Annotated in this window: 18 protein-coding genes; 7 read left to right on the top strand and 11 right to left on the bottom strand. The window is 71.6% G+C overall.

Features of this window, described 5'->3' with window-relative positions; translation table 11 throughout:
- Window positions 1-2 precede the first annotated feature (2 nt).
- From MQE23_RS11875 to MQE23_RS11825, 11 genes are all read right to left on the bottom strand, one after another.
- Window positions 3-1,235 carry an O-antigen ligase domain-containing protein gene (locus MQE23_RS11875; protein ID WP_243379138.1) on the bottom strand — a complete coding sequence of 411 codons (1,233 nt, stop codon included), beginning with the start codon at window positions 1,233-1,235 and terminating at the stop codon, window positions 3-5.
- Window position 1,236: 1 nt separating this feature from the next.
- Window positions 1,237-2,760: a right-handed parallel beta-helix repeat-containing protein gene (locus MQE23_RS11870; RefSeq protein ID WP_243379136.1), complete on the bottom strand. Its 1,524-nt coding sequence runs from the start codon at window positions 2,758-2,760 to the stop codon at window positions 1,237-1,239.
- 12 nt (window positions 2,761-2,772) lie between these two features.
- Complete coding sequence (locus MQE23_RS11865; RefSeq protein ID WP_243379134.1) at window positions 2,773-4,725, bottom strand: alginate lyase family protein; 1,953 nt, start codon at window positions 4,723-4,725, stop codon at window positions 2,773-2,775.
- Window positions 4,722-6,905 carry a bi-domain-containing oxidoreductase gene (locus tag MQE23_RS11860; RefSeq protein WP_243379133.1) on the bottom strand — a complete coding sequence of 728 codons (2,184 nt, stop codon included), beginning with the start codon at window positions 6,903-6,905 and terminating at the stop codon, window positions 4,722-4,724. The genes MQE23_RS11865 and MQE23_RS11860 overlap by 4 nt, the downstream gene beginning before the upstream one ends.
- 25 nt (window positions 6,906-6,930) lie before the next feature.
- Entirely contained in the window at window positions 6,931-8,865 is a 1,935-nt protein-coding gene (asnB, locus tag MQE23_RS11855) for an asparagine synthase (glutamine-hydrolyzing) (protein ID WP_037668945.1), read from the bottom strand.
- A gap of 2 nt (window positions 8,866-8,867) precedes the next feature.
- Window positions 8,868-10,421, bottom strand: a complete 1,554-nt coding sequence (locus tag MQE23_RS11850; protein WP_020272375.1) for a Wzz/FepE/Etk N-terminal domain-containing protein — start codon at window positions 10,419-10,421, stop codon at window positions 8,868-8,870.
- The gene (locus MQE23_RS11845; protein WP_243379131.1) at window positions 10,418-11,818 is read right to left on the bottom strand and encodes a Wzz/FepE/Etk N-terminal domain-containing protein; all 1,401 of its coding nucleotides are present in this window, start codon (window positions 11,816-11,818) and stop codon (window positions 10,418-10,420) included. The genes MQE23_RS11850 and MQE23_RS11845 overlap by 4 nt, the downstream gene beginning before the upstream one ends.
- Entirely contained in the window at window positions 11,815-13,089 is a 1,275-nt protein-coding gene (locus MQE23_RS11840; RefSeq protein WP_037668960.1) for a glycosyltransferase family 4 protein, read from the bottom strand. Before MQE23_RS11840 ends, MQE23_RS11845 begins: the two co-directional genes overlap by 4 nt.
- On the bottom strand, window positions 13,079-14,404 hold the full coding sequence (locus MQE23_RS11835) for a nucleotide sugar dehydrogenase (protein ID WP_037668947.1): 1,326 nt from the start codon (window positions 14,402-14,404) through the stop codon (window positions 13,079-13,081). The genes MQE23_RS11840 and MQE23_RS11835 overlap by 11 nt, the downstream gene beginning before the upstream one ends.
- 112 nt (window positions 14,405-14,516) lie before the next feature.
- The gene (locus tag MQE23_RS11830) at window positions 14,517-15,995 is read right to left on the bottom strand and encodes a sugar transferase (RefSeq protein WP_020272379.1); all 1,479 of its coding nucleotides are present in this window, start codon (window positions 15,993-15,995) and stop codon (window positions 14,517-14,519) included.
- A gap of 439 nt (window positions 15,996-16,434) precedes the next feature.
- The gene (locus MQE23_RS11825) at window positions 16,435-17,304 is read right to left on the bottom strand and encodes a helix-turn-helix transcriptional regulator (protein ID WP_020272380.1); all 870 of its coding nucleotides are present in this window, start codon (window positions 17,302-17,304) and stop codon (window positions 16,435-16,437) included.
- Between the two features lie 328 nt (window positions 17,305-17,632).
- Here MQE23_RS11825 and MQE23_RS11820 point away from each other — a divergent pair, with 328 nt between their 5' ends.
- The 7 genes from MQE23_RS11820 (at window position 17,633) to MQE23_RS11790 (ending at window position 25,493) form a co-directional block, all read left to right on the top strand.
- Complete coding sequence (locus tag MQE23_RS11820; RefSeq protein WP_243379130.1) at window positions 17,633-18,889, top strand: MFS transporter; 1,257 nt, start codon at window positions 17,633-17,635, stop codon at window positions 18,887-18,889.
- Window positions 18,890-18,974: 85 nt separating this feature from the next.
- A complete protein-coding gene (locus MQE23_RS11815; protein ID WP_243379129.1) occupies window positions 18,975-19,742 on the top strand; it encodes a glucose 1-dehydrogenase in 768 nt (255 codons plus the stop codon).
- Window positions 19,743-20,026: 284 nt separating this feature from the next.
- Window positions 20,027-20,674: a (2Fe-2S)-binding protein gene (locus tag MQE23_RS11810; RefSeq protein WP_020272383.1), complete on the top strand. Its 648-nt coding sequence runs from the start codon at window positions 20,027-20,029 to the stop codon at window positions 20,672-20,674.
- A 12-nt stretch (window positions 20,675-20,686) separates the two neighbouring features.
- Window positions 20,687-21,667, top strand: a complete 981-nt coding sequence (locus MQE23_RS11805; RefSeq protein ID WP_243379127.1) for a xanthine dehydrogenase family protein subunit M — start codon at window positions 20,687-20,689, stop codon at window positions 21,665-21,667.
- Window positions 21,664-23,862: a xanthine dehydrogenase family protein molybdopterin-binding subunit gene (locus MQE23_RS11800; protein WP_243379126.1), complete on the top strand. Its 2,199-nt coding sequence runs from the start codon at window positions 21,664-21,666 to the stop codon at window positions 23,860-23,862. The genes MQE23_RS11805 and MQE23_RS11800 overlap by 4 nt, the downstream gene beginning before the upstream one ends.
- A gap of 6 nt (window positions 23,863-23,868) precedes the next feature.
- Entirely contained in the window at window positions 23,869-24,999 is a 1,131-nt protein-coding gene (locus MQE23_RS11795) for an XdhC/CoxI family protein (protein WP_243379124.1), read from the top strand.
- A 134-nt stretch (window positions 25,000-25,133) separates the two neighbouring features.
- Entirely contained in the window at window positions 25,134-25,493 is a 360-nt protein-coding gene (locus MQE23_RS11790) for an HAD family hydrolase (RefSeq protein ID WP_279345140.1), read from the top strand.
- Window positions 25,494-25,575: the final 82 nt, after the last annotated feature.

Raw genomic sequence — 25,575 nt, 5'->3', positions numbered from 1 at the left:
GCTCAGGTCACCTCCGATCTTCGGGCCCAGCGTGGGACGTGTCGTCGAGGGGCGTCGGGCGTCGGCAGGGGAGTGGCCGCGGCCGGTGCCGCCAGCAGCGAGGCCGCCACGGCCAGGTGCAGCAGATACGGCGAGGCGTCGCCGAGACCGGCCTCGGTGTACGACGCGATCGCGCAGTAGCTGATCAGGAAGATCGCGCAGGCCCTCTGCAGCGACGGTGGCCGCAGCAAGGCGACGCCGCCCAGCACGATGATGACCGCCGCCACCAGGACGACGCCGGTCAGACCCTGCTCCTGGTAGACGGCCAGCCAGCTGTTGTCGATCGGCAGCCCGCCGAACGACTTGTCGCCCAGGCCCACGCCGAACAACTTCTCCGTGGTCGACCGGGGCGCAGCCAGCAGGGCTTCCCAGACCTTCGCCCGGCCGGTGAGGTTGGAGAAGTTCTCCTGGCTCTGCCCGCGCAGGAACCACGCCTGGAGCGCGGAGCTGAACGCCACCGCGGCCACCGTGGCGCACAGCACCGCCCAGGCGAAGAACCGGCGGGCGGCGGCGCTGGTCAGGACGAGCGAGCCGATCGCCAGCACCAGCCCGATGAGCAGGCCGAGCGTGGCCGTCCGGGTATGGGTCAACGCGAGCAGGACGAGCGACGGCACGATGACCACCGCCGCGCTCGCCCTGTCGGTCCGGCGGCCCAGGACGAGCAGCACGGTGAGCCCGATGATCACCGCGGCGTACTGTCCGATCTGCGGCGGGGTGAGCGGCCACAACGCCCCGACCAGCCGCCCGCCGTAGAGCTCGGGCATGGCTGCGCCCGGTGAGATGACCAGGCCGGCGGCCACCGACCCGAGCACCGCGTAGTACATCCGGATGTGGTGCCGGACGAACGTCAGGCCGCCGTCCCACCAGCGGCTGAGCAGCCACAGCGTGCCGACGAAGAGAGCCAGCCGGGCGCAGCGGAACAGCGCACCGAACCCGGACTCCAGGTCCGCGCTGGAGATCACGCTCGGCACCAGCAGCAGGGTGAGCCAGAACAGGAAGGCGCCGGCTCGGATGCGCAGCCGGAGATTGATCGCGAGCGCCAGTGCGAACGCGGCCACCAGCGCGCCCATGGTGACCATCTGGATGAGGGAGCGGGGCAGCGGGACGATGGTCTGCGCCCCGGCGGAGCCGAGCGTGTTGAGGACCAGCAGCCCCCAGACCGTCCCGACGATCCTCGACGTGCGGTCCATGCCCATCTCAACCACCGTCCTGTGCGCGGAAGGTGCTGCCCGCGTCCTGCTGGTACGGCGTGCCCTGCCACTGCCCGGAGTCGAGCTCTCGGCTCGGGTCGTGGGCGACGAAGGTCCACGGTCCGATGTAGACGTTGCCGTGCCAGCGGTTGTGCTGCTTGCGGGTGATCGCCTCGGCCACCCGTTCGCCCTGGTACGGCGACCAGTCCGGATAGGTGCCGTAGTTGGCCAGCACCGCCATCCGTCCGCACTCGGCCGTGCACCGGACGACGGACGTGTCCAGCACGAAGCGGTTGTGGTGGATGTCCACCCGCTGGGTCTTCCACCGGCAGTCGGCGTAGAGCGGCGCGGTGGCGATCGCCGGCCGCGCACAGCGGTCGGTGTCCCGCACCAGCAACGTGCAGTCACCGGACGAGGTGTTGGCCGGGCTGTTGCAGAACCGGTCGGCGTTCTCCCACAGGGTGATCCCGGACCAGTTGTTCTCCAGCACGTTCCGCGAGATCTCGATCTTGTCCGTGCGGGCTCGGATCCGTGGTTCGCCGCCGGACTCGGACACGTACACGGTCGCGAAGGGGAAGTTGTCACCGCGGTCGGCCGCCTTGCGGCCCTCGGCCCAGTTGTTCCGCCGGATCGTGTTCTTCCGGATGACCGCGTTGTAGCTGGTCTCGTAGATCAGCGCGGCACCGTCGTTGCCCTCGAGCACGTTGTCCTCGATGCGGAAGTCGTTGTTGTTGGTGTCCGCCCACAACCCGGCTCCGCGGTTGTCGTGCACCCAGTTGCCGCGTACGTCGGCGCCGTCGACGGCCCAGAACTTGACGCCTCCGGTGCAGCCGCAGCCCTTGCGCCGCCGCTCCCAGTCGCCGGTGTTGTTGCCCGTGATCTCGTTGCCCTCGACCACCAGGCCGCTGATACGGCCTTCGCCCTTGTACGCGTTCATGCCGTACTGGCCGTTGCCGCGCAGGCAGCTGGCGCGGACCCGCTGGCGGGCACCGGCCATCAGCCCGGCGCCGGAGTTGTTCTGGATCGTCGCGTGCTCGATCACCCACCCGTCGGCCGAGTCGTGGTTGACCACGCCCTCGTCATGGGGCGCGACGAACCCCTGCACGGTCAGGTAGCGGATGGTGACGTCGCGGGCGGTGCCGCCGAACGCGTACTGGTTGGTCTTCCGCCCGTCGAGCACCGCGCCCGGCGCGCCGAGGTAGCGGTTCCCCTCCTTGGGGACGACCTGGGCGTAGCGGTCCGGGGCGAGCCTGTGCTTGCCCGGCCGGAGCCAGAACGTGGTGTTCGGAGGGCTGCTCTTGGTCTTCGCGGCCAGGTCACCGGCCACCGCGGGGTCGACCGCGACCGCTCCCGCCGGCGCCTTCGCCGGCCCGGCCGCGGGCTCGGCGCACACCCGGGCCACGGACGTGGACGACGGCACAGGTGCCGGCTTCGCCCCGGCGTCCGACGTGCTGTCACAGCCGGTCACCGACAGCAGGGCCAGCGCCAGCGGTGCCGCCGCCAACGCCCAGTGCCGCCTCTCGATCCCCACGCGCCGGCCCCCCTAGCCGCGGAACCTGAGCACGGTGGTGAAACCCTCCGCGCCGTCGGTGAAGCCGGTGCCGACCAGCGTGGTGGCGGGTTCCTTGCGCCCGAATCCTGCGGAGTACCAGCCCAGCGGCGGATCGGTCTCGCCGCGATGCGCCTGCCAGGACAGCCGCTCGGGCAGGTCGAGCACCGCGGAGCGGTTCTCGCCGTCCCGGGACCAGGTGAGCACCGCCCGGTTCCCCACCAGGTCCACGGCGATCGCCGGGCCGAGGTGGAACGCCAGGCGTACGTCCCGGCGCGGACTGTGCCGGCCGCGGACCTCGTCGAACACCCTCAGCTCCTGGCTCGCGGCCGTCAGCTCCACCCGGCGCCGGTGCACGGAGCGCTGGTAGCCGTCGTGTTCGGCGCACCAGCGGGCCACCCCCTCGTCGGAGGTGTCCACGGCCAGGACGCGGCTCCTGGCCTGCCGGGTCCACAGGAACGGGCCGCCGGAGACGGACTGGTCACCGCCGTCCAGTTGCAGGGTGTTGTGGCCGAGGGTCGACCGGAAGTACTGCCGCCACGCGGGCTGCCCGTGGTAGCAGTACGTCCCCGGGTCGGCGAGCACATCGACCCCGTCGTGCCGGACCTCCACGGACAGCGCGTCCGCGTGGGCGTGCGCGGCGATGGACAGGAACCCGTGCGGACCGCCGTCGCAGCGGCACCAGATCTCTCCCGGGCCGCGCAGGATCGTCATTCCCGCGTCCGCGAAGTGGGCCGGCCGGCTTGCCGGGCGGGTCACGGACAGTTCAGTGGGCTTGATGAGCGCGGCCAGCAGCGGGGTGCGCACATCGGTGCCGGTCACCGCCGGCCACCAGTCGAGCCGGCCGAACACGGCGTCCCCGGTGGCCAGCAGCGAGCCCCAGCGTTCGGTGCCCGCGCCGTCCACGACCAGACCGTGCCCGTCGTCCGCGTCCCCCTGCCGCGGCGGCCGCAGCCGGCTGTCCACGACGGCCGCGAGCGCGTCGGTCATCCGCAGCAGCACCAGCCGGATCGAGTCGGGGACCGGCACACCGGCGGCATCCGCCTCGGCCACCGCGGCCAGGCCGAGCTCCAGCACCAGTCCGTGATACTCGGTGGCCAGCTCGCGGTTGAGGCCGGAGGCGAAGGTGTTGCCGCGCAGCTGCCGCTCCAGCGACCGCAGCGAGTCGGCCCGCAGGCGCGCCGAGGAGGGGAACCACCCGAACGCGCAGGCCGCCGCGAGCTGCCCGGCCGCCTCCGCGATGACGTGGTTGTTCGCCGAAGACCCCCGGCTGGGGAAGGCGGCCAGCCAGCGCTGGTGGTGCCAGATCTGGCTCACCGCGACCGGGTTGCCCTCGAACAGCCCGGCCGCGCCCGGCCAGCCGTCGAGCAGCCGGCGGATCCACACCCAGGACAGCAGCCGGATCCCCAGCTCGATGCCGCTGGTCCAGTGCACCCCGCGCAGCGGCGCGTTGGCCGCCCACCACGACCGCAGGTGCTCGGCCACCCGCTCGGCGTACCGCTCGTTCCCGGTGATCGCGTAGGCGGCGGCGAGCACGGTGAGGTACTGATGCCGGGACAGCTCCCAGATCTGCTTGATGTCCCCGACCGCGTCCTCGTTGCGGTACGGCACGTCGAAGGCGTAGCCCCACGGAGCCCGGCGCCCGGTCTTCGGGTCGTACCACCAGTCCGGGTCGGCCAGGTCGTCGCGGACCACTCCGAAGAACTCGGCGTGCCCGTACATCAGCCGGTCCGCCTCGGCGATGAGCCGTTTCGCGGCGTCCGGTGGCACCGCGGCGATCGCCCCTGCGGGCAGGACCGCGGTGAACCGGGCGCCGGTCACGCTCGGGCAGTCCGGCCGCGCCGACCGCCACCGCCGCCTGCGCACCGCGTCGCCCACCCGTCCGCCGACCTCCCGCGGTCCCATCCGGGACAGCCGCCGCAGGTACCAGCCCGCGCTCATGGTCATCGCGCCCCCGCCAGCGTCACCGGCGCACCGCCCGCCAGGCCGGCCTGCACGGCGAGGGTGGCGGCCGTGGTGGCGACCAGCGACTGAAGCGGCACCGGCATCGGCCCGCCGGTCCGCACGGCCTTGATGAACGCCGCCAGCTCGGCGTTCTGGCCCTTGTCCCGGGCCTTGGGCAGCCGCGAACTGACCCACCGCTTGCGGCCGTACACCGACGCACGGACGAAGTCGTCGAGCCGCAGCACCTTGCCGTCCGCGACCAGGTCCAGCGTCTCCTTGGGGAAGCCGGGCGCGCCGGTGGTGACGTAGCTGATGGTGGCGGTGGACCCGTCCGGGTAGCGCAGCACGACCTGCAGGTCGTCGTTGCCGGACGTGGCGACCGCGTACACCGATACCGGGTCGGCATCGAGCAGCCAGCTCGCCGTGTCGATGAAGTGTCCGCCCTCGCCGGCGAACCGCGAACCCTCGGTGCCCTGCTGGAGGTACCAGCTGCCGTGCTGCAGCCGGCCCGCGTTGACCAGGTAGCGCAGGCTCGCCGGACCGGTCCGCGCGCCGAACCGCTGCCGGGCCTCTTGCAACAGCGGTGCGAACCGGCGGTTGAAGCCCACCTGCAGCCGGTCGTTGCCGGACTCCTCCACCGCCGCGAGCACGTCGGCCAGCTCGTCCTCGGTGAGCGCCAACGGCTTCTCCACGAACACGGCCTTGCCGGCCAGCAGCGCCTTCCGGGTCAGTTCGGCGTGCGAGCTGTGCCGGGTGACCACGAACACCGCGTCGACGGACTTGTCGCCGAGCACGGCGTCGAGGTCGGTGGTCGCCTCGGCGAAGCCGAACTTCCGCTGCGCGTTGGCCGCGGACAGCGCCGTCGTGGTGACGACGGTCGACAACTCGACGCCGTCGCGCTGCGCCAGGTGCGGCAGCAGCATCGACGTCGCGTAGTTTCCCGCGCCGACGAACGCGAGGCGCACCGGCGTCCCGGCGGCCCGGGCCGGACTCCGCTGCACGGTCACCGCGGGCACGGCCACCGAAGGGGCCTGCGCAGGGGTCTCGGCTTCCCCCGCCCGGTCGGGATACCGGAACAGCACCGCCACGGCCTTCAGGTCGCCGTCCTTCAGGCGCCGGTACGTCTCGACGGCGTCATCGAAGTCGGCGATGTGGGAGACCAGAGGCTCCACGTCGACGCTGCCACGGGCGGTGAGATCGAGGAAACAGGCCAGGTTGCGGCGCTCGGTCCAGCGTACGTAGCCGATCGGGTAGTCCCGGCCCTCCAGCTCGTACTCCGGGTCGTAGCGTCCGGGGCCGTAACTGCGGGAGAACCGGACGTCGAGCTCTTTCTCGTAGTACGCGTTCCACGGCAGGTCCAGGCGGCACTTGCCGATGTCGACGACCCGGCCGCGGTCCCGGCTCAGCCGGGCGGCCAGCTCGACGGGCTGGTTGCTGCCGCCGCCGGCGGCCAGATACACCTGGTCCACGCCGTGACCGCCGGTGAGTTCGGCGACGGCCGCTTCCACGGCCGCGGACTCGGGATCGCCGCAGGCCGCCGCGCCGAGGCGCTCGGCGAGCTCGCAGCGCACCGGGTCGGGGTCGACCCCCACGACGCGGACTCCCGAGGCGGCGAGGAGCTGCACCACCAACTGCCCGATCAGCCCGAGGCCGACGACCAGTGCCACTTCGCCGAGCTGCGGTTCGCCCTGGCGTACGCCCTGCAACGCGATCGACCCGACGGTGCCGAAGGCGGCGTGCCGCGGCGCGAGGCCGTCCGGCACCCGGGCGTAGAGGTTCTTGGGCACCCAGTTCAGCTCGGCGTGCAACGCGTGCTCGTTGCCGGCGCAGGCCACGAGGTCGCCGACCTTCACATCGTCGATCCCGGGGCCGACCTGCTCGACCACCCCGCACAGCGAGTAGCCCAGCGGCGTGTAGGAGTCCAGCTTCCCCATCACCTTGCGGTAGGTGGCGGGCACCCCGTTGGTGGCCACGCTCTGCATGACCTTGGCCACCTGGTCCGGGCGGGAGCGGGCCTTGCCCAGCATCGACATGCCGGCCTCGGACACCTTCATGAGCTCGGTCCCGGTGGATATCAGCGAGTAGGAGGTCCGTACCAGCACACCGCCCGGCTTGCACCCCGGCGCCGGCACGTCGAGCAGCGCCAGTTCGCCGCTCTTGTAGTTCTGCACAACCTGTTTCACCCGAGCTCCTCTTGTTTCCATGCCGTCAGGCCGCCTGGCTCCGGCCGGAGCCGGAGCCGGAGGTCGCGTCGCGATACCAGTACTCGAGGGTCAGTACGTGCCAGAGATGCTTGGAGAAGTCCCGCTGCCCGGCGGCGTCCTCGGCGACCATCCGCGCCAGCGCGTCGCGGCGCAGCAACCCGGAATTGACGAGCACACCGTCGTTCACCACCTCGCGCACCAGCGGTGCCAGGTCCCGGCTCATCCAGGCGCGCAGCGGGGCGCTGAACAGGCCCTTGGGCCGGTAGACGATCTCCCGGGGCAGGATCGAGGTGGCGGCCTCCTTGAGGACGGCCTTGCCCTGGCGTCCGACGATCTTGCGATCACCGGGCACGGCGAACGCCGCCCTGACCACCTCGACGTCCACGTACGGCACCCGCACCTCGGTCGACGCGGCCATACTCGACCGGTCCGTGTAAGCGAGGTTCAGGCCCGGCAGGAACATCCGGGCGTCGCCCAGGCACATGCGGTTGACGAAGTCGTCGAGGTCGTTGTCCCGGTAGACGTCCGCATGCTCGGTCAGCACGTCCTCGACCGCCCCGCCCAGGTCCGGATCGACCAACGCGAGCAGCTCCGCCTGGTCGTACATGGTGTAGCTGCGCCGGAACGCGGTCTCCTCCGGCAGCTCGGCGAAGGAGAGGAACCGCTTCGCGAAGCGCACCGACCGGTACCCCCGGCGGCTCGTCGCGACCGGCAGCCGGTCCACCGCCCTGGACAGGCCGCGCCGCAGGGGCCGCGGGACGCGCTGGTAGCGCAGCGCGAGCAGGTTGGCCAGGTGCTTGCGGTACCCGGCGAACAGCTCGTCGGCGCCCATCCCGGAGAGCATCACCTTGACCCCGGCCTCGCGGGCGGCCGAGCAGATCAGGAACGTGTTGATCGCTGCGGGGTCGCCGATCGGCTCGTCCAGGTGGTACGTCATCCGCGGCAGCAGGTCGAGCACGTCCGGAGCGATCTCGATCTCCCGCAGGTCGACGCCGAACCGCTCGGCCACCTGCCGGGCATAGCGCAGGTCGTCCGGCATCGCCTCGAACCTGGCGTCCTCGGCGCGGAACCCGATCGTGTACGCGGAGATCCCGGGCCGGTCACGGGCCGCCAGCGCGGTCAGATAGCTGGAATCCAGACCGCCGGAGAGGAAGGTCGCCACGGGTACGTCGGACAGCAGGTGGCGCCGGGTCGACTCCTCGACGACGGCGGCGATGTCCGGCTGCTCGCCGGCCTGCGCCCGCTCCCGGCCCTCGGCGGCGACGTCCTTCAGGTGCCAGAACCGGCCGCGCTCCACCCGGCCGTCGGGCCGGCACCTCAGCCAGCTCCCCGGCGGCAGCTTCTCCGCCTCGCGGAAAGCGCACCGTGAGTCCGGCACCCAGTAGTACAACAGTGAGGCCACCAGTGCCGCATGGTCCACCTCCAGCGTCCCGCCGGTCGCGGCGGCGAGTGCCTTCAGCTCGGAGGCGAACACCAGACCCTCGCCGCGCCGGAGCAGGAACAGCGGCTTGATGCCGAGCTGGTCGCGGGCGAGCACCAGCTCACCGGTCCGCTCGTCGAAGATCCCGAACGCGAACATGCCGCGCAGCCGGGGCAGGCAGTCCGTGCCCCAGCGGCGCCAGGCCTCGAGGAGCACCTCGGTGTCGGAGGTGCCGCGGAAGCGCACCCCGGCGGCCGCCAGCTCGACGCGCAGCTCGGGCGCGTTGTACAGCTCGCCGTTGTACGTCAGGACGAGGCCGCCCGAGACCATCGGCTGGGCGCCGGTTTCGGACAGGTCGATGATGGCCAGCCGGCGGTGCCCGAGGTGCACTTCGCCGTCACCGGCGGGGTGGCTGTACCGGCCCGCCCCGTCCGGACCGCGGTGGGCGAGGGTATCGGTGAGCCGGTCGGTCACGACCTTCCCGTCCGGCCATCGGTAAGTGCCTGCGATGCCACACATGTCTACCGCGCCTCCTGGTCGCTGCCCGGGATCCGTGCCGTCCACATCGGCAGCCGCTCCGTCCGATGCCGGCCCTCCGCCACTGTCTGAACGGCGTGGGAGGTACCCCCACCGTTCTGCCGGGCCGACCGCTCGGGCCGGCCGCGCAGCGCGGTGTGCGGCCCGTCCCACAGCGTGCCGTCGGTCCGGTCACGCGGATCGGGGTCGATCAGCACCACACCGATCACCGCGATGCGCTGGTCCGCGAGCTGCCGCGCCACGGTGTGCAGCCATGCGGCGCTGCCGTGCCCGGCACGCACGACGAGCACGGTCTGAGTGCCGAGGTACTGGAGGTCGGTCCACGCCGTGCCGGGCGCCACCGAGCCGACGCCGATCCGGTACCCCTCAGGCGACACGGCCGCGGCGCGCTCGCCGCCGACCACGGTGGGGTCTCCTGGCTTGGGGCGGCGGCCTGCGAGCTGCGGGCCGGGCAGGCCATCGACGATGACCACCGGTCCGTCCGCCGCCAGTTCCCGGGCGAGATCCAGGGCGATCACGCTCGTGCTGCGCGCACAGCCCAGTTCCAGCAGCGACACCGGTTCCGCGGAACCGCGCACGGTGCGGGCCAGGGTTCCGGTGAGCCGTATCCGTGCCGCCCGCGTCCGCCGGCGCTGCCACAGCCTGCCCGACCTGCGGGGCAGCTCCGCGATGACCGAGGCGCCGAGGTTCGCCGCGATGTCCCGGCGCAGCACCGGGCGGTCCGCCACCACCGTGCCGACCGCGGCCACCGCGAGTCCGAGGACCAGCCCGAGGACGAGCCCGATCGCGGCGTTGGTGGCGGCGGTCCTGGGCAGGGAGTGCCGCACCGCGCGCGGGGCGTCCACGATCTGTGTGCCGGCGACGAGCTGGGGCGTGCCGAGGCGCGCCTCCTCGGCGCGCTGGTCGAAGTCGGCGATCCGCGAAGTGAGTTCGGCCCGGCGGGCGAAGAGGGACTCCATGCTCGCCGACGATTTCGGGCCGCTCTCCGGCGGTCCGTCTCCGATCGCCTTGTTGACCTCGGCGAGTTCCTTCCGCATGCGGTCACGCTGGTCGAGCAGGGCGTCGGCCTCGGCCTTGGCGGTCTCCCGCATCCGCTTGACATGGTCCGCGACGAACGCGTCGGCCAGCGCCTTGGCCCGGGCCACCGCTTCCGCGTCGCTGTCACCCGTCACATCGATCTGCAGCAGGTTGTTGGTCAAGCCGGTACCTCGGTAGTCCCGCATGAAGTCTTCCGGCTTCTCCGGGGACTTGAGGGACTGCAGGGCCTGGCCGGCGATCCGCGTGGTGTGCAGCAGTGCGACGTCGGTGCGGATCAGCGTCCCGGTGTCGTTCGGCTGGTCCTCCTTGTGCGCGACCAGCACCTTGGTCACCGCGGTCGGCGGCGGGGGCATCAGGACCGCCACCGTCGCGCCGACCAGCAGCCCCAGCAGGGCCAAGGAGCACCAGAGGCGGCGGCGCCTGCGCACCGCCACCACCAGCGCCTGCAGGTCGAGGAGCGGAGCGGCGGCCGACGACTCGGACGTCTTGCTCGTCGTCACACCGAGCCCCCCGTCGCATGGCCGCGAACGGCGAGCACCGGAGTGGCCTCGTCCGGAGGATGGCCGGCAGATCGCGCCGGGCGGGCCCGGACCGGGCCGGCGACGACGATGCCGACCACCTCATGTCCGCCGTCCGCGCAGGCCTCGGCGATGCCGGTGAGCTCCTCCGCGGTCCAGCGGCCCGGGCTGAGGACGACCAGGGCACCGGACTCGGTGTCGCGGTCCGGCACCATCGGCCGGTCCGCCGAGACCTCCACCACCCGCAGCATGGGATGTCCCCCGCTCGGACAGCTCGGGGCAGGATCGCACTCGGCCTCGGCGACGAGCTGCCCGGCGGCCCGGCGGGCGATCTCGTCGCCGTCCGGTACGACGACCAGCAGCCGCGGTGGAGCCGGCAGCCGGTCCCGGAGTCGAGCGCACACCCGCCGGTAGCGGATCCGGCTGTCGGTCTCGTCGCCGGAGGTCTGCGGGACGGGTATGTCCCACCGGACGTCGACGCCCAGCAGCCGGCGGATCCGGGCCCGCGCGCCGGGGCCTTCCGGCCGGTGCGCGGGCCGTTCAGCAGGAACGTCGACGGTGCCCAGCAGCGTCGAGCCCAGCGCCGCGGCGATCTCCGGTTCGGTGCGCAGTCGGCGACTCACCCGTGCGGCGGCGAGATGGCCGATGACCGCGAGCAGGAAGAACAGCAGCGCCCCGGCGACGATGAGCTGCGTCCTCGTCGGCGCCGCCGCGCCGGTCGGCCGGGGCGCCGGCCCCATGACGACCATGCCGGCCTTGTCGGTCGCCGGATCGGCTTCGTCCAGCTTCTTCATGGCCTCCTGCAGCGTGGTGCGCAGCTTCTCGAGCTCGGTGCGGGCCTGCACGCTCTCCACGGTCCGTCCCGGATCTGCCGCATCGGCCAGGTCGGTGATGCGGCGGTCGGTCTCCGCCACCCTCTTCCGCAGCGCCTCGGTCTCCGTGGCCGCTTCGAGGTCGGTACTGCCACCTGTGATCCGCGCGGCGAAGGTGACGAACTGCTGGGCCACCCGGTCGGAGAGCCGCTGCGCGCGCTCAGGGGTGTCGGCCGTACCGGAGATCTTGATGATGTTCCCGTCGGCGGACTCGGCGCTCACGTCGTCCCGCAGTTCGGTGCCGTTGACGCCTTTCCAGCCGAGCGTGGCGGCCGCGCGGTCGACCACCGCCGAACTGGTCGCGATGTCCACCTGGGTCAGCAGTTCGCGCTCCTCCCACTGCCCCGGCAGCAGTACCGATGCCGACGCCGTGTACCGCGGCGGAAGCAGCAGCACCGAGGTGCCGTAGCCGACGAGCGCCCCCACCACGGCGAGGACGGCGAGGAGCCGCCACCGCCGACGGAGAATCCGTCCGATCGTGACCAGACGGATCGTGTCATCACTCAATGGCGCGGCCTCTTCCCCGTACGGACCGGCCCACCTGCCGGAAGCCGGTCCCGGCAGGCGGCGGCGTAGGCGGCGAGCAGCGACGCTTGCGAGTGCCGCCAGGCGAGCGGACCGCTGATCCGCTCCTGGCCGATCTTGCCCATCCGGGCCCGCGTCTCCGGATCGTCCAGCAGCAGCGCGATGAGCTCGGCGAACTCGGCCTCGTCGTTGGCGGGCGCGTAGACGGCGGCGTCACCGGCGGAGACTCGCGCTTCCCGAAGGTCGAACGAGACGATCGGCCGGCCCATCGCCATGTACTCCAGGACCTTGTTCATGGTCGACACGTCGTTGAGCGGATTGCGCGGGTCGGGGGAGAGGCACACGTCCGCGGTGGACAGGTAGCGCACCAGGTCGGCGTCCGGGATGCGCCCGGTGAACTGCACCTGGTCACAGAGCCCGAGCCGCCGGGACAGTTCCACCATCGCGTCGAAGGCGTCGCCGGCGCCGACGAACACCGCGTGCCAGTCGGTCCGCCCGACCTCGTCACGCAGTTTCGCGAGGGCGCGCAGGGCGTAGTCGACCCCGTCCTGCGGGCCCATGACGCCGAGGTAACACAGCAGATGAGGCTTGCCGCGCTTCAACTCCGGTTCGGGAGGCACCGGTTGGAACCGGTCGACGGCGGGTGCGCTGCGCACCACGAACACGTCCTCCGGCCGCCGGCCGCCACGGCGCACCGCGACGTCCCGGTAGCTCTCGTTGGTGGCGAGCACGACGTCCGCGGCCCGGTAGGTCAGCCGTTCCAGCGCGCACACGGCGCGGTAGAGCAGGTCCTCGCCGCGGTCGAACCGGGAGAGGTACAGCTCGGGTACCAGGTCGTGCTGGTCGAAGACGAACCGCGCGCCGCGCCGCTTCAGCCACAGTGCCGGCAGGAACAGCAGGTCGGGCGGGTTGCAGGCGTGGACCACGTCGACCGGGCCGACCTTCCGGGCCAGCCGGGCCGTGTGCCACAACGCCGATCCGTACTCCCGCAGGTAGCCGGCCGGCCCCCCGGTGGCCGCGCGCAACGGGTAGCGGTGGATCCGCACCCCGTCGATCACCGCCTCCGGCTCCGTGTCGCGCTTGCTCCCCTGCGGACAGATGACGTGCACCGTCCAGCCCGCGTCGCGCAGCGTCGTGCACTCCTGCCACACCCGCCGGTCGAACGGCACCGACAGGTTCTCCACCAGGACCAGCGCGCGCCGGTTCGATCCGTCGCCGCCGGCTGTGTCATCGAACGATCTGTCACCAAGCAAGGCCCACGTACCCCGGTTCGGTCCGGCGCGCATCGGCGTCGGGAAGGTGGATGAGGTCGACGATCACCGGGCCGTCACCATGGGGCAGCGCCGACAGCACGGCCGGATCCCTGGTCCCGACCAGGCACACCTCGGCGTGCTCCAGCACCTCTTCCACGGAATCCGCGAGCAACTGCGCGAGGTGCGGCAGCCGGGTCTCGATGTACTCGCGGTTCGCGCCGATCAGCCGGGAGAGGCTCACGTTGGCGTCGTGGATCCGCAGGTCGTACCCCTTGCCGAAGAGCCTCTCCGCCAGCTCGACGAGCGGGCTCTCGCGCAGGTCGTCGGTGCCGGGTTTGAAGGACAGCCCGAACAGGCCCACGCGGCGCTTGCCGGTGCGCTCGACCAGCTCCACCGCGCGCTGCAGATGGTCGGCGTTGGAGGGCAGCACGTGGGCGAGGATGGGCACCGAGACGTCGGCCCGCTGCGCCGCGTGGACCAGGCTGCGCAGATCCTTGGGCAGGCAGGAGCCACCGAAGGCGAAACCGGGCCGCAGGTAGGCGGGGCTGATGTTCAGCTTGCGGTCGGCCAGGAACACGTCCATCACCTGGTGCGAGTCCACCCCGAGCGCCTGGCACACCGCGCCCAGCTCGTTCGCGAAGCCGATCTTGAGGCCGTGGAACGCGTTGTCCGCGTACTTGATCGCCTCGGCCGTCGGGACCGGCACCCGGAACACCTCGCCGGGCAAGCCGTCGTACAGCGCCGTCACCGCATCGCCGCTCGCCGGGTCGAGCTCGCCGATGACGGTCTTGGGCGGGTCGAAGAAGTCCCGCACGCTCGTGCCCTCGCGCAGGAACTCCGGGTTGACCGCGACCCCGATGTCCACCCCGGCAGTGCCGCCGACGTACTTCTCCAGGATCGGTACCAGCAGGTTCAGGCAGGTGCCGGGGAGCATGGTGCTGCGGAACACGACGGTGTGCCGGCCCCCCTGCTCGGCCCCCTCGGCCAGCGCGGCGCCGATCTGCTCGGTGACCCGCTCCAAGTACGTGGTGCACAGGCCGCCGTTGGGCTCCGACGGCGTGCCCACGCAGACCAGCGACACATCGCTGCCCATGATCGCCTCGCGGACGTCGCCGGTGGCGCGCAACGCTCCGGTCCGCACGACCTCGGCGATGAGCTCGCCGATCCGCTCCTCGACCACCGGGGCCTTGCCGTCGTTGACCAGGTCGACCTTCGCCTGGTTCACGTCCACCCCGATGACCTCGTGACCCATGCTGGCCAGGCACGCGGCCGACACGCAGCCCACGTAGCCGAGCCCGAAAACGCTGACTCTCATGACCCGTTCCTCCCCCCAGGCAGACCCTTGTGGTCTGCGGTCCCCCGAAGCAGGCGCTCGCGGCCTGCGGTCCCCGCGCCGGCGGGACCGTCGAGTTGCGGCCCCCCGCGCATCAGTAGGCGCCCTGCCCGTGGAGCACCGCACGCAGCGTCTTCCACAAGATCACTGTGTCCAGGGCGAGCGACCAGTCCTCCACGTACCGCAGGTCCAGCCGGACCGCCTCCTCCCACGACAGGTCGCTGCGTCCGCTGATCTGCCACAACCCGGTGAGTCCGGGCTTGACCAGCAGCCGCCGCCGGATGTCCGGGCCGTACTCAGCGGACTCCTCCGGCAGCGGAGGCCGCGGACCGACGAGCGACATGGCTCCGGTGAGCACGTTGAAAAGCTGCGGGAGTTCGTCGATCGAGTACCGGCGCAGCACCGCTCCCACCCGGGTCACCCGCGGATCCCGGCGGAGCTTGAACAGCGGGCCGGCGCCCTCGTTGCGGTCCGCCAGCTCGGCACGTGCCCTGTGCGCCCCGGGAACCATGGTGCGGAACTTGAGAATGGTGAACTCGCGGCCGTCCTTGCCGACCCTGCGCTGGCGGTAGAACACCCCACCCCTGCTGTCCGCCAGCACGAGCAGCCCGACGAACACCATCAGCGGCGCGAACAGCATCAGCAGGATCGCCGCGCCCATCCGGTCGACGACCCCTTTGACCACCCGGCGGCCCCCGGTGAAGGCCGGCATGCTGACCCGCAGCAGCGGGATGCCGAGCACCGCGTCGACGTGCAGCCGCGGGCCGGCCACCTCCATCAGCACGGGGGCCACGACCATCTCGGCGTCGCTGCCTTCGAGGTTCCAGGCCAGCCGTTGCAGCCGGTCCGGTGACCAGTGCGGGTCCGGTGTGACCGCCACGACACGGTAGCCGTCGCGGCGGACGTGGCCCGCGACGTCCGCCAGCCGGCCGACGACCGGCACTCCGTCCAGCTGGTCACCGTCGAGCCCGGGACCGTCCGTCGTGCACACGGCGTCCACCCGCCAGCCGAGGTGCGGGAACTTGCGGGTCCGGGTGATCAGATCGCGCACGGTGGCCGGGCTCCCGGCAGCGAGCACCGGTCTCAGGCACCGTCCTTCCTTGCGCTGTTTGTGCAGCGAGAGGCGCAGCAGATACCGCGCGGTCATGGTGACCAGCGCGATCGCGGGGATCGCGACGAAGATCCAGAGCTTGATGTTGCGCGAGGTGAGGGCGATCCCGCCGAGCGCGAGCACGACGGTCGCCGCGAACAGTGCGCGTCCGAGCCGGCGGAATTCCTCGGCGCCCTGGCCGAGCACGGCCGGAGCCCACGACCGGCTCACCGCAAGCGCGCCCAGCACCAGCAGCTCGGTGCCGAATGCGAGAATTCCCCACTTCTCATGCCAGTTGGCCGCGTCCCGGGCCCCGAAGAAATTGCCTATCGCTGCCACCACGAAGGCGGTGGCCACGGTATCGCTGGTGATCACGGCACGGCGGTACCGCTGCTCCCAGTCGATCGCGGGCCGGCTGATCGTCCCGTTCGCCAGCTGCCCGCGCGCCGACGAAAACGGGTCGGCTAGCTCCCCCTGCTGCACAGAACCCCCCCAGGTCGCCAGTGGTTCGACGTGTTCGCCCAACACTGTTCACCGCATCGGAAGGCCCCCCTCCGTGCGTGACATCCGGCTGTTTCCGCGTTACTTGAACAACCCAAATCCCGGGTGCTCCCCACACCCGAGGCCCGCTATCGGGCTCAGAGGATCGATCGCCACATCGTCTGGTGGCGGGGACGCGACTGCTGGCTTTCCGTGGTGCCGGACCTATAGATCATTAGCGGTCGCCTCGTGTCCGAACCGCCGAAGCATGGTCAATCTAGACCATGGGGGGTCAGTATGTAGAGGGGATGTGTGTAATTTGTGCGCAAGATTTGAGACGGGTTCGACCGGTCGGTGACCGATCCGCCTGCGGACGCCTTGTCAGGGGGAAATTCCCTGCTGACGGGCACCACTGAATCGTCATACGAGCCGGCGTCCGACGTCAGTTGAGGGGGGAGGAGGCCGGCAGGTCCTGGTCGGCGGCCCAGGACGCCAGGATGCGCAGCCGCTCGTGGGTGGGGGAGCCGGGGGCGGCGGTCCAGACGGTCAGGTGCTGGTCGGGGTCGGTGTTGGCGGTGAGGGTGTCCCAGTCCAGGACGAGTTCGCCGACGACCGGATGGTTGAGGGTCTTGGTGCCCACGGTGCGGGCGGCTACGTGGTGTTCACCCCACCAGCGAGCGAACTGCTCGTCGCGCAGGGAAAGTTCACCGACCAGCTCGATCAGGCGGGGGTCCTCGGGATACTTCGCGGCCTCCATGCGCAGCTGCGCCACGGAGATCTGCGCCGAGGTCTCCCAGTCGGCATACAACGTACGCATGGCCGGATCGGTGAACTGGATCCGGGGATAGTTCCGGTGCTTTTCCGGGATGCGGGAGAAGTCGGTGACCAGGGCGGCGGCCAGCGCGTTCCAGGCCAGGATGTCCCCGCGCCGTCCCTGCACGATGGCGGGGGTGGCGGTGAGGTCGTCCAGAACCCGCTGAAGCTGCGGCTGGACCTTCTGCCGGCCGCGGCGCCGGGTGCGGGTGGTGGTCTTGCCCGCGAGCTGGAAGAGGTAGCCGCGCTCGTCGTCGTCCAGGTGGAGTACGCGGGCGAGGACGTCCAGCACCGGGGCCGATGCCTGCATGCGGCCCTGCTCCAGCCGCGTGTAGTAGTCGGTGCTGATGCTGGCCAGCTGGGCGACCTCCTCGCGGCGCAGCCCCTCCACCCGGCGTGGTTTGCCGGTCTCGCGTAGTCCGACCGTGCGCGGGCTCAGCTCCGAGCGGCGCTTCTTGAGGAATTCTCCCAGCTCATTGAGGGGGGCGTTCGCGGTCATGCTTCCCAGCATGACACCGATTCCACCTGGGAAAGGGGGGAGAAATCCCTCCCAGGATGCTCCCTTCCCGGGATGAATTCCTCCGCTTTTCGCACCTGTCCTCGCGTGTGAGGCTCGATATCGATTCAGCCGATCCCGATCCCGATCCCGATCCCCATCCCGGCTGAGGCACACCGACCCTCGCACGAAGGAAGCACCCCATGCGCGGAGCAGTCATCCACGCCGCCGGCGACGTGCGCTTCGAAGCCGCGCCCTGACCCGGCCCCACCGCTCGCCCCTCAGGGGGCGCCACCGCAACGCGATGTCCACGCAAGGAGACACCACACGTATGCCTTCCGCATCCGGGACCACCCCCGGCAAGCTCCCCTTCGTCGTCTGGGTGCTCGCCGCCGGCACGTTCCTGATGGGGACCACCGAGTTCGTCGTCGCCGGTCTGCTGCCGGAGCTGGCCGGTGACCTCGGAGTCAGCGTCTCCCACGCCGGCCTGCTGATCGCTGCCTTCGCCGTCGGGATGATCGTCGGCTCGCCGACCATGGCCATGGCGACCCTGCGGCTGCCTCAGCGCCGGACGCTGGTCCTGGCCCTGTCCGTATTCTGCCTCGGACATCTGGTCGCCGCCCTCAGCACGTCCTTCACGATCGTCCTCGCAGCCCGTGTCGTCACGGCCCTGGCCACCGGAGCGTTCTGGTCCGTCGGCTTCGTGGTCGCCACCGCCGCCGCCGGCCCGCACCGGGCCACCCGCGCCACGGGCGTCATGATCGGCGGCCTGACCCTGGCCAACGTCGTCGGTGTGCCGATCGGCTCCTTCGCCGGTCAGTTCACCGGCTGGCGCGGCCCCTTCTGGGCCCTGGCCGCACTCTCCGGGCTCGCCGCCGTGTTCATCGGCCGCTTCATCCCGGCCGGGGAGCAGTGCGTCGAGGTGACCCTCAGGGCCGAAGTCCGGGCTCTGCGTCAGGGCCGGCTGTGGCTGGCGCTCGGCGCCGCGATGCTGATCATGGGTGGTGTCCTGGCGACGTACACCTATGTCACGCCGCTGCTGACCGACCGCGCGGGCATCCCGGCAGGCGCGGTACCGCTCGTCCTGATCGCGTTCGGCGTCGGCGCCCTGGGCGGCACCACCACCGGGGGCCGCCTGGGTGACCGCCGCCCGATGGCCACCACCATCACGGCCGCCGCGGCCACCGCCCTGGTCCTGTTCCTGATGATCCCGCTGTCCGGCAACCCGGTGACAGCCACCCTCCTCGTCTTCCTGATGGGCCTGACCGGCTTCACGGTCAACCCGGTCGTCACCGCCCTCGCCATGCGCTTCGCGGGCGATGCCCCCACCCTCACCTCGGCGCTGACCACCTCCGCCTTCAACACCGGCATCGCCGCCGGTTCGGCGATCGCCGGTACGGCCCTGGACTCCTCCCTCGGCCTGACCGGCCCGCCCCTGGTCGGCACCGTCATCGCCGCGCTCACGCTGCTGCCGCTGATCGCCCTCGCCGTCCACGGCCCGTCCCACAGGGGCCGGATCGTGGCCCGGAGCAGCGCTCCCGAGCACGGGCGACGCGACGACCCCGCGCAGGTGCCGTCGCAGCACTGACCCGAGCCCACCCACCGCGGACGAGCCGGTCGGACGCCTCGGCGCACCTCTGCCCGCGAATCCGCACTCGAATGGAGACCACGACGTGAACCCCACCTATGACTTCACCGGCCAGGTCGCCCTCGTCACCGGCGCCGGTGCCGGTATGGGCCTGGCGACCGCCCGCGCGTTCGCCGCGTCCGGAGCCGCCGTCGCCCTCACCGACATCGACGAAGCCGCCCTGAACGCGGCCACGAAGGAACTCACCGACGCCGGCCACCGAGCCCTCGCCCTCACCTGCGACGTCAGCGACGAGGAGCAGGTCGCCGCCGCGGTCGACCGCACCGTGGAGACCTTCGGCCGTCTCGACATGGCCTACAACAACGCCGGCATCCAGATCCCGCCCAGCGACGCCGCCGACGAAGGCGCCGAGCGGTTCGACCGCGTCAACGCCGTCAACCTCCGCGGCGTATGGGCCTGTATGAAGCACGAGCTGCGGCACATGCGCGCCCAGGGCAGCGGCGCCATCGTCAACTGCTCCTCGCTCGGCGGCCTGGTGGGCCTGCCCGGCCGTGCCTCGTACCACGCCTCCAAGCACGGCGTCATCGGCCTGACCGGCAGCGCCGCCCTCGAATACGCCCCGCGCGGGATCCGCGTCAACGCCGTCTGCCCCGGCACCATCGACACCCCCATGGTCAGCGACATGATCTCCAAGGGAGAACTCGACCGCGCCGAGGCCGAGGCCAACCAGCCCATCAACCGCCTCGGCACCGCCGAGGAGATCGCCCGGGCGGTCCTGTGGCTGTGCAGCCCCGGAGCGAGTTTCGTCGTCGGTGTCGCCCTCCCCGTCGACGGCGGCTACGTGGCCCGCTAGGTCCCACACCCCTAGGGCGTGTCCGCAAAGTCCCGTCGTCCGCCCGCGGGGCAGGCGGGACTTTGCGGACACGCCCTAGGCCCCGCACAAGCTCTCCCGGCGGAGCCTAAAGGGGGAGAAAAGTCTCCCTGTCACGAGCGTTGCCGGTGGTGCAAGACTCCCCGGGTGACCAGTCGCCGCTGCCGAGGCGCACGGTCGCCCCATTCCCCCCGCGGTGACGACGATCCAGTCTCCCGTCCCGCCGTTGTGTACGGCCGATCCGTCCGCGATACGAAGGCGTACGTATGTCAACTGAACCTCCTGAGTCCGCCGTTCCACCCCCCACCGGCGCCGGCGAGTCCTCCCCGGCGCCCACCCGGCGCACCTTCATCGCCACCACCACCGCGGTCGGCGGTGCTGTCGTCGCGGGCGGTGTGATCGGAGGGCCCCTGCTCTCCGACCCGGAGGCGGTGGCCGCCCAGGCACCGCCCACCAGCCGGGTCTCCCTCACGGTCAACGGCACCCGCCGGACCGCGACGGTGGACAACCGCACCTCGCTGCTCGACCTGCTGCGCGAGCACTTCGGCCTGACCGGTGCCAAGAAGGGCTGCAACGCCGGTGCCTGCGGCGCGTGCACCGTCCTGGTCGACGGCCACCGGGTCAACTCCTGCCTGACACTGGCCGTCCGGCTGGAGGGCGCCGAGGTCACCACGATCGAGGGCCTGGCCGAGGGAGACCGACTGCACCCCTTGCAACAGGCGTTCATCGACCAGGACGCCTTCCAGTGCGGCTACTGCACGCCCGGGCAGATCGTCTCCGGCGTCGGCTGCATCAAGGAAGGCCACACCGGCTCGCCGGAGGAGATCCGGGAGTGGATGAGCGGCAACATCTGCCGCTGCGGCTGCTACGTCAAGATCGTGCGCGCGGTGGAGCAGACCGCGGGCCGGAAGTGAGGAACGGCCGCCATGCATCCCTTCTCCTACACCCGCGTCTCCGATATTCGTGAGGCCGTCGACGCCGGTCGCCGCGGCGGGCGTTACATCGCCGGGGGCACCACCCTGGTCGACCTCATGCGCGAGACCGTCGAACGCCCCGAGACCCTCGTCGACATCACCGGCCTGCCGCTCGGCGAGATCACCGCCACCGAGCGCGGGGGCTTGCGCATCGGCGCCCTGGTGACCATGTCCGAGGCCGCCGCCCACGCCAAGGTGCGCACCCTGTATCCCGTCGTCTCCGAGGCGCTGGAGCTGAGCGCTTCGGCGCAGCTGCGGAACATGGCGACCATCGGCGGCAACATCATGCAGCGCACCCGGTGCACGTACTTCCGGGACGTGACAGCCGACTGCAACAAGCGTGACCCCGGCTCCGGTTGTGCCGCACTGCACGGAGTCAACCGCACGCACGCCATCCTCGGGACCTCCGGCGCCTGCGTGGCCACCCACCCCTCCGACGTCGCCGTGGCCTTCGCGGCCCTGGAGGCCCGGGTGCACCTGCTGGGCCCGGACGGGACACGCCGAGTTCCCTTCAGCGACTTCCTGTTGCGGCCCGGCAGCACCCCGCAACGCGAACAAGCCCTGCTCAAAGGCGAGTTGATCACTGCGGTGGAGATCCCCGCCCTGCCGCGCCCGCTCAGGTCCGGCTATCTCAAGGTGCGTGACCGGCAGTCGTACGAGTTCGCCCTGACGTCGGCGGCCGTCGCGCTGCACATACGCGGCGGGGTGATCCGCGAGGCCAGGGTCGCCGCCGGGGGAGTGGGCACCGTGCCCTGGAAGCTGCCCGCCGTCGAGCGACACCTCGTCGGTGAACGCCCCTCGGGGGCCCTCTGGTCGGCCGCTGCCGCGAAGGCGTCGGACGGCGCCCGTCCCCTTCAGCACAACCGGTTCAAGGTCGAGCTGCTCAAGCGCACGGTCGAACGCCAGCTGCGCGTCGTAGGAGGTACCAAGTGAGCCCCCAGCCGCAAGCAGCCGTGGGTGCGCCGCTGTCCCGGGTGGACGGCCGGCTGAAGGTCACGGGCAAGGCCTTGTACGCCGCCGAGCACGACGTCGACGGAGTCGTGCACGCCGTCATCGTCGACAGCAGCATCGGCCGCGGCCGCATCACGTCGATCGACACCGGCGCCGCCGAAGCCCTTCCGGGCGTGCTGAAGGTGATCCACCACCGCAACGCGCCGAAGCTGCCGTACCGCGACAACAGCGCGTCGAACAACCCTCCGGAGGGGCGGCGACTGCGCGTCTTCCAGGACGACCGCGTCCGCTTCCACGGCCAGCCGGTCGCCGTCGTGGTGGCCACCACCCTGGAGGCCGCCCAGCACGGTGCGAGCCTGGTCGAGGTCGACTACGACGCCGAACGACCCTCGACCGACCTCACCGAGGCCGAGCCGGACGAGCCGACCCGATACGCGCGCGGCGACGCCGAAGCGGCCCTGCGTTCTGCGGCCGTACGCCTGGACCTGACGTACCGCACGGCGCGCAACCACCACAACCCGATGGAGCCGCACGCCACCATCGCCCGCTGGAACGGCGACAAGCTGACCGTGTGGGACAAGACCCAGTGGGTGGTGGGCACACAGACCGAACTCGCGGCGGTGTTCGGCCTGGACCTGGACGCGGTGCGAGTCATCTCACCGTTCGTCGGCGGCGGCTTCGGCACGGCGCTGCGCTGCTGGCCGCACGTCGTCGTCGCCGCGCTGGCCGCCCGCGAGACGAAGCGCCCGGTCAAGCTGGTCCTCAGCCGCAAACAGATGTACCTCGGTACCGGTTTCCGGCCCTCCTACGAGTACCGCCTCCGGCTGGGCAGCGACCGGCGCGGCCGACTGGCCGCCGCGGTCCACGACCTGGACGCCGAGACCTCGTCGTACGAGAAGTTCACCGAGGCCGTCCTGGCGGCCGGGCAGATGCTCTACAGCATGCCCCACGTGAGCCAGGCGTACCGGACGGTGCCGCTGGATCTGCCCACACCGCTGTGGATGCGCGGCCCGGGCTTCCAGACGGCCTCCTTCGTCATCGAGTCGGCCATGGACGAACTCGCCCACGAGCTCGGCGTCGACCCGATCGAGCTGCGCCGGCGCAACGAGCCGGCCGAGGACGAGTCGTCCGGACTGCCGTTCTCCACCCGCCGGTTGCGCGAGTGCTACAGCGTCGGCGCCCGCGAGTTCGGCTGGGACCGCCGCAACCCCGAACCCCGCTCGACGCGTGAGGGGGACTGGCTGATCGGCAGGGGCATGGCCGCCGGCGTCTACGACACCGCGCGCATGCCCGCCCGGGCCCGGGCCCGCCTGGACGCCGACGGCACGGCGCTGGTCGAGGCCGCCGCCACCGACATGGGCCCGGGGACGTACACCTCCCAGACCCAGGTCGCCGCCGACGCCCTCGGGCTGACCGTGCGCACGGTCACCTTCCGGCTGGGGGACTCCCTCTACCCGCCGACCCCGCCGCACGGCGGCTCGATGACCATGGCCAGCGTCGGCTCCGCCACTCTCGACGCCTGCAACAAGGTCCGCCGTCAGGCGATCGGACTGGCCGTCGGGGACCGAGAGTCGCCGCTGTACGGGGTCGCGGCCGACGACGTCGTGGTGCGGGGCGGCCGACTGCACGTGAAGAACGATCCCACGCGCGGTGAGTCGTACCGGCGGCTGCTGGCCCGCAACGACCGCACCCACCTGGAAGCGGACGGCTCCTTCGCACCGCCGTCGGGCCCGCAGCGGCACTCCTTCTACGGCTACAACGCGACCTTCGCCGAAGTGGCCGTCGACGCGACCCTGGGCCTGGTGCGGGTGCGGCGGGTGCTGGGCGTGTACGACGCGGGCCGCATCATCAGCCCCAAGCTCGCCGACAGCCAGGCCATCGGCGGCATGGTGGGCGGTATCGGCACGGCCCTGCTGGAGCACACGCTCACCGACCACCGCGACGGCCGCATCGTCAACGCCAACCTCGCCGACTACCTCGTGCCCGTGAACGCCGACGTCCCCGACCTCAAGGCGATCTACCTGGACGGCGAGGACCGCGAGGCCGACCCGCTCGGCGTCAAGGGCCTCGGCGAGCTCGTGATGATCGGGGTGGCGCCCGCCATCGCCAACGCGGTCTTCAACGCCACCGGCCGCCGCGTCCGCGAACTGCCCGTCACCGCCGAGGCGTTGCTCTGACCCGCCATGCTGAACATCGTGGACACACTGCACCGCTGGTGCCGCGAGGGACGCCCCTTCGCCCTGGCCACCGTCGTCGGCGTGCACGGCAGCGCCCCGCTGCCGACCGGCACGTCGGTCGCGGTGGACGAGGGCGGCGACGCCGTCGGCAGCATCTCCGGCGGCTGCGTCGAGGGAGCGGTCTACGAGCTGTGCCGACAGGTGCTCCGGGACCGGGGCGCTCCGCAGCGGGCCTGGTTCGGCTACTCCGACGACGACGCCTTCGCCGTCGGCCTGACCTGCGGCGGCGAACTCGACGTCTTCGTCCAGCGGATCGATCCCGCGGGCCGGCCGCACCTGTCCACGGCCCTCTCCGAGATCACTCGGGGACGACCGGTCGCCGTGGCACAGGTCGTGGACGGCCCGGAGCGCCTCCTCGGCTCCACGCTGAGCGTGCTCGGCGGTGACCGTGCCGCCCACGGGCGCGTGGACGACGGCCCGGCGATCCGGGCGGTGGCCGACCAGGCCAGGGCCCTGCTGCGGGCGGGTCGCACCGCCCGCGTCGGCATCGGCGGGGAGGGAGACGGATGCCCCGAACGGCTGTCCGTTCTCGTCCACGTCCATGCGTCCCGGCCGCGCCTGCTGGTCTTCGGCGCCGTCGACTTCGCCGCCGCCCTGAGCCGGGCCGGCCGCTTCCTCGGCTACCACGTCACCGTCTGCGACGCCCGCCCCGTCTTCGCCACGACCGCCCGCTTCCCGCAGGCGGACGAGGTGGTGGTCGACTGGCCCCACCGCTACCTGGAACGCACCGAGGTGGACGAGCGCACCGCCGTGTGCGTCCTCACGCACGACGCCAAGTTCGACATCCCCCTGCTGCGACGGGCGCTCGACCTGCCCGTCGCCTACGTGGGAGCCATGGGCTCCCGGCGCACTCACGACGAGCGCCTGCGGCTCCTGCGTGAGGAGGGCGTCACGGAGAACCACCTGGCCCGGCTGCGTTCCCCCATCGGCCTCGACCTCGGAGCCCGCACGCCCGAGGAGACGGCCGTCTCCATCACCGCGGAGATCATCGCCCAGTCCAACCAGGGCACGGGCCGACCGCTGACCGGGCTCACCGGCCCGATCCATCGACCGCCGAGGCTGCCGAGCCACCGGTAGGCCGGCAGTACTGACCGGTACTCATTGTTCGACCTGGACAACACTCTGGTCGACCGGCAACTCGGGTTTTCCGCATGGGCGGCTGAGTTCGTGAGGCGCGGGAACACTTCGGACTGGCGGAACCGGTCGAGGAGTTGTGGGCTGCCTACCGCGCCCGGATGCCGGGCTTGGTGCGGTGCGATCCGAAGGTGCTCGACGGCCTGTCGCAACTGCGGGCTTCGGGCTGGCGAGTGGGCATCGTCAGCAACGGGATGGCCGACAACCAGCTGTCGAAGATCGAACGGTCCGGGCTGGGCGAGCGGGTGGACGCCTGCTGTGTCTCCGGTGACGTCGGCTTCCGTAAGCCGGACGTCCGGATCTTCCAGCTGGCCGCTGACCGGTGCGGTCTGGCGCTGGCCGACGGTGGCTGGATGATCGGCGACAACCCCGAGCACGACATCGCGGACGCGTCGGCTGCGATCAGTCTTCTGCTGGACAAAGCTTGTCAGGAGTAAGCCTTCCGGATCACCAGCCCGGGGGCGCAGCACTCCGATAACATGTTCGATCATGTGACGATCGCCCTCATTACAACTAACA

It is taken from the genome of Streptomyces sp. HP-A2021 (assembly GCF_022807935.1).
Taxonomy (GTDB): domain Bacteria; phylum Actinomycetota; class Actinomycetes; order Streptomycetales; family Streptomycetaceae; genus Streptomyces; species Streptomyces afghaniensis.
This window is presented reverse-complemented; position numbering and strand designations above follow the sequence as displayed.

Excerpts from the sequence above, each read along its gene's own strand:
- MQE23_RS11795 (WP_243379124.1), top strand. The coding sequence starts at position 23,869 with ATGCTGAACATCGTGGACACACTGCACCGCTGGTGCCGCGAGGGACGC.
- MQE23_RS11805 (WP_243379127.1), top strand. The coding sequence starts at position 20,687 with ATGCATCCCTTCTCCTACACCCGCGTCTCCGATATTCGTGAGGCCGTC.
- MQE23_RS11810 (WP_020272383.1), top strand. The coding sequence starts at position 20,027 with ATGTCAACTGAACCTCCTGAGTCCGCCGTTCCACCCCCCACCGGCGCC.
- MQE23_RS11875 (WP_243379138.1), bottom strand. The coding sequence starts at position 1,235 with ATGGGCATGGACCGCACGTCGAGGATCGTCGGGACGGTCTGGGGGCTG.
- MQE23_RS11820 (WP_243379130.1), top strand. The coding sequence starts at position 17,633 with ATGCCTTCCGCATCCGGGACCACCCCCGGCAAGCTCCCCTTCGTCGTC.
- asnB (WP_037668945.1), bottom strand. The coding sequence starts at position 8,865 with ATGTGTGGCATCGCAGGCACTTACCGATGGCCGGACGGGAAGGTCGTG.
- MQE23_RS11825 (WP_020272380.1), bottom strand. The coding sequence starts at position 17,304 with ATGACCGCGAACGCCCCCCTCAATGAGCTGGGAGAATTCCTCAAGAAG.
- MQE23_RS11835 (WP_037668947.1), bottom strand. The coding sequence starts at position 14,404 with ATGAGAGTCAGCGTTTTCGGGCTCGGCTACGTGGGCTGCGTGTCGGCC.
- MQE23_RS11865 (WP_243379134.1), bottom strand. The coding sequence starts at position 4,725 with ATGACCATGAGCGCGGGCTGGTACCTGCGGCGGCTGTCCCGGATGGGA.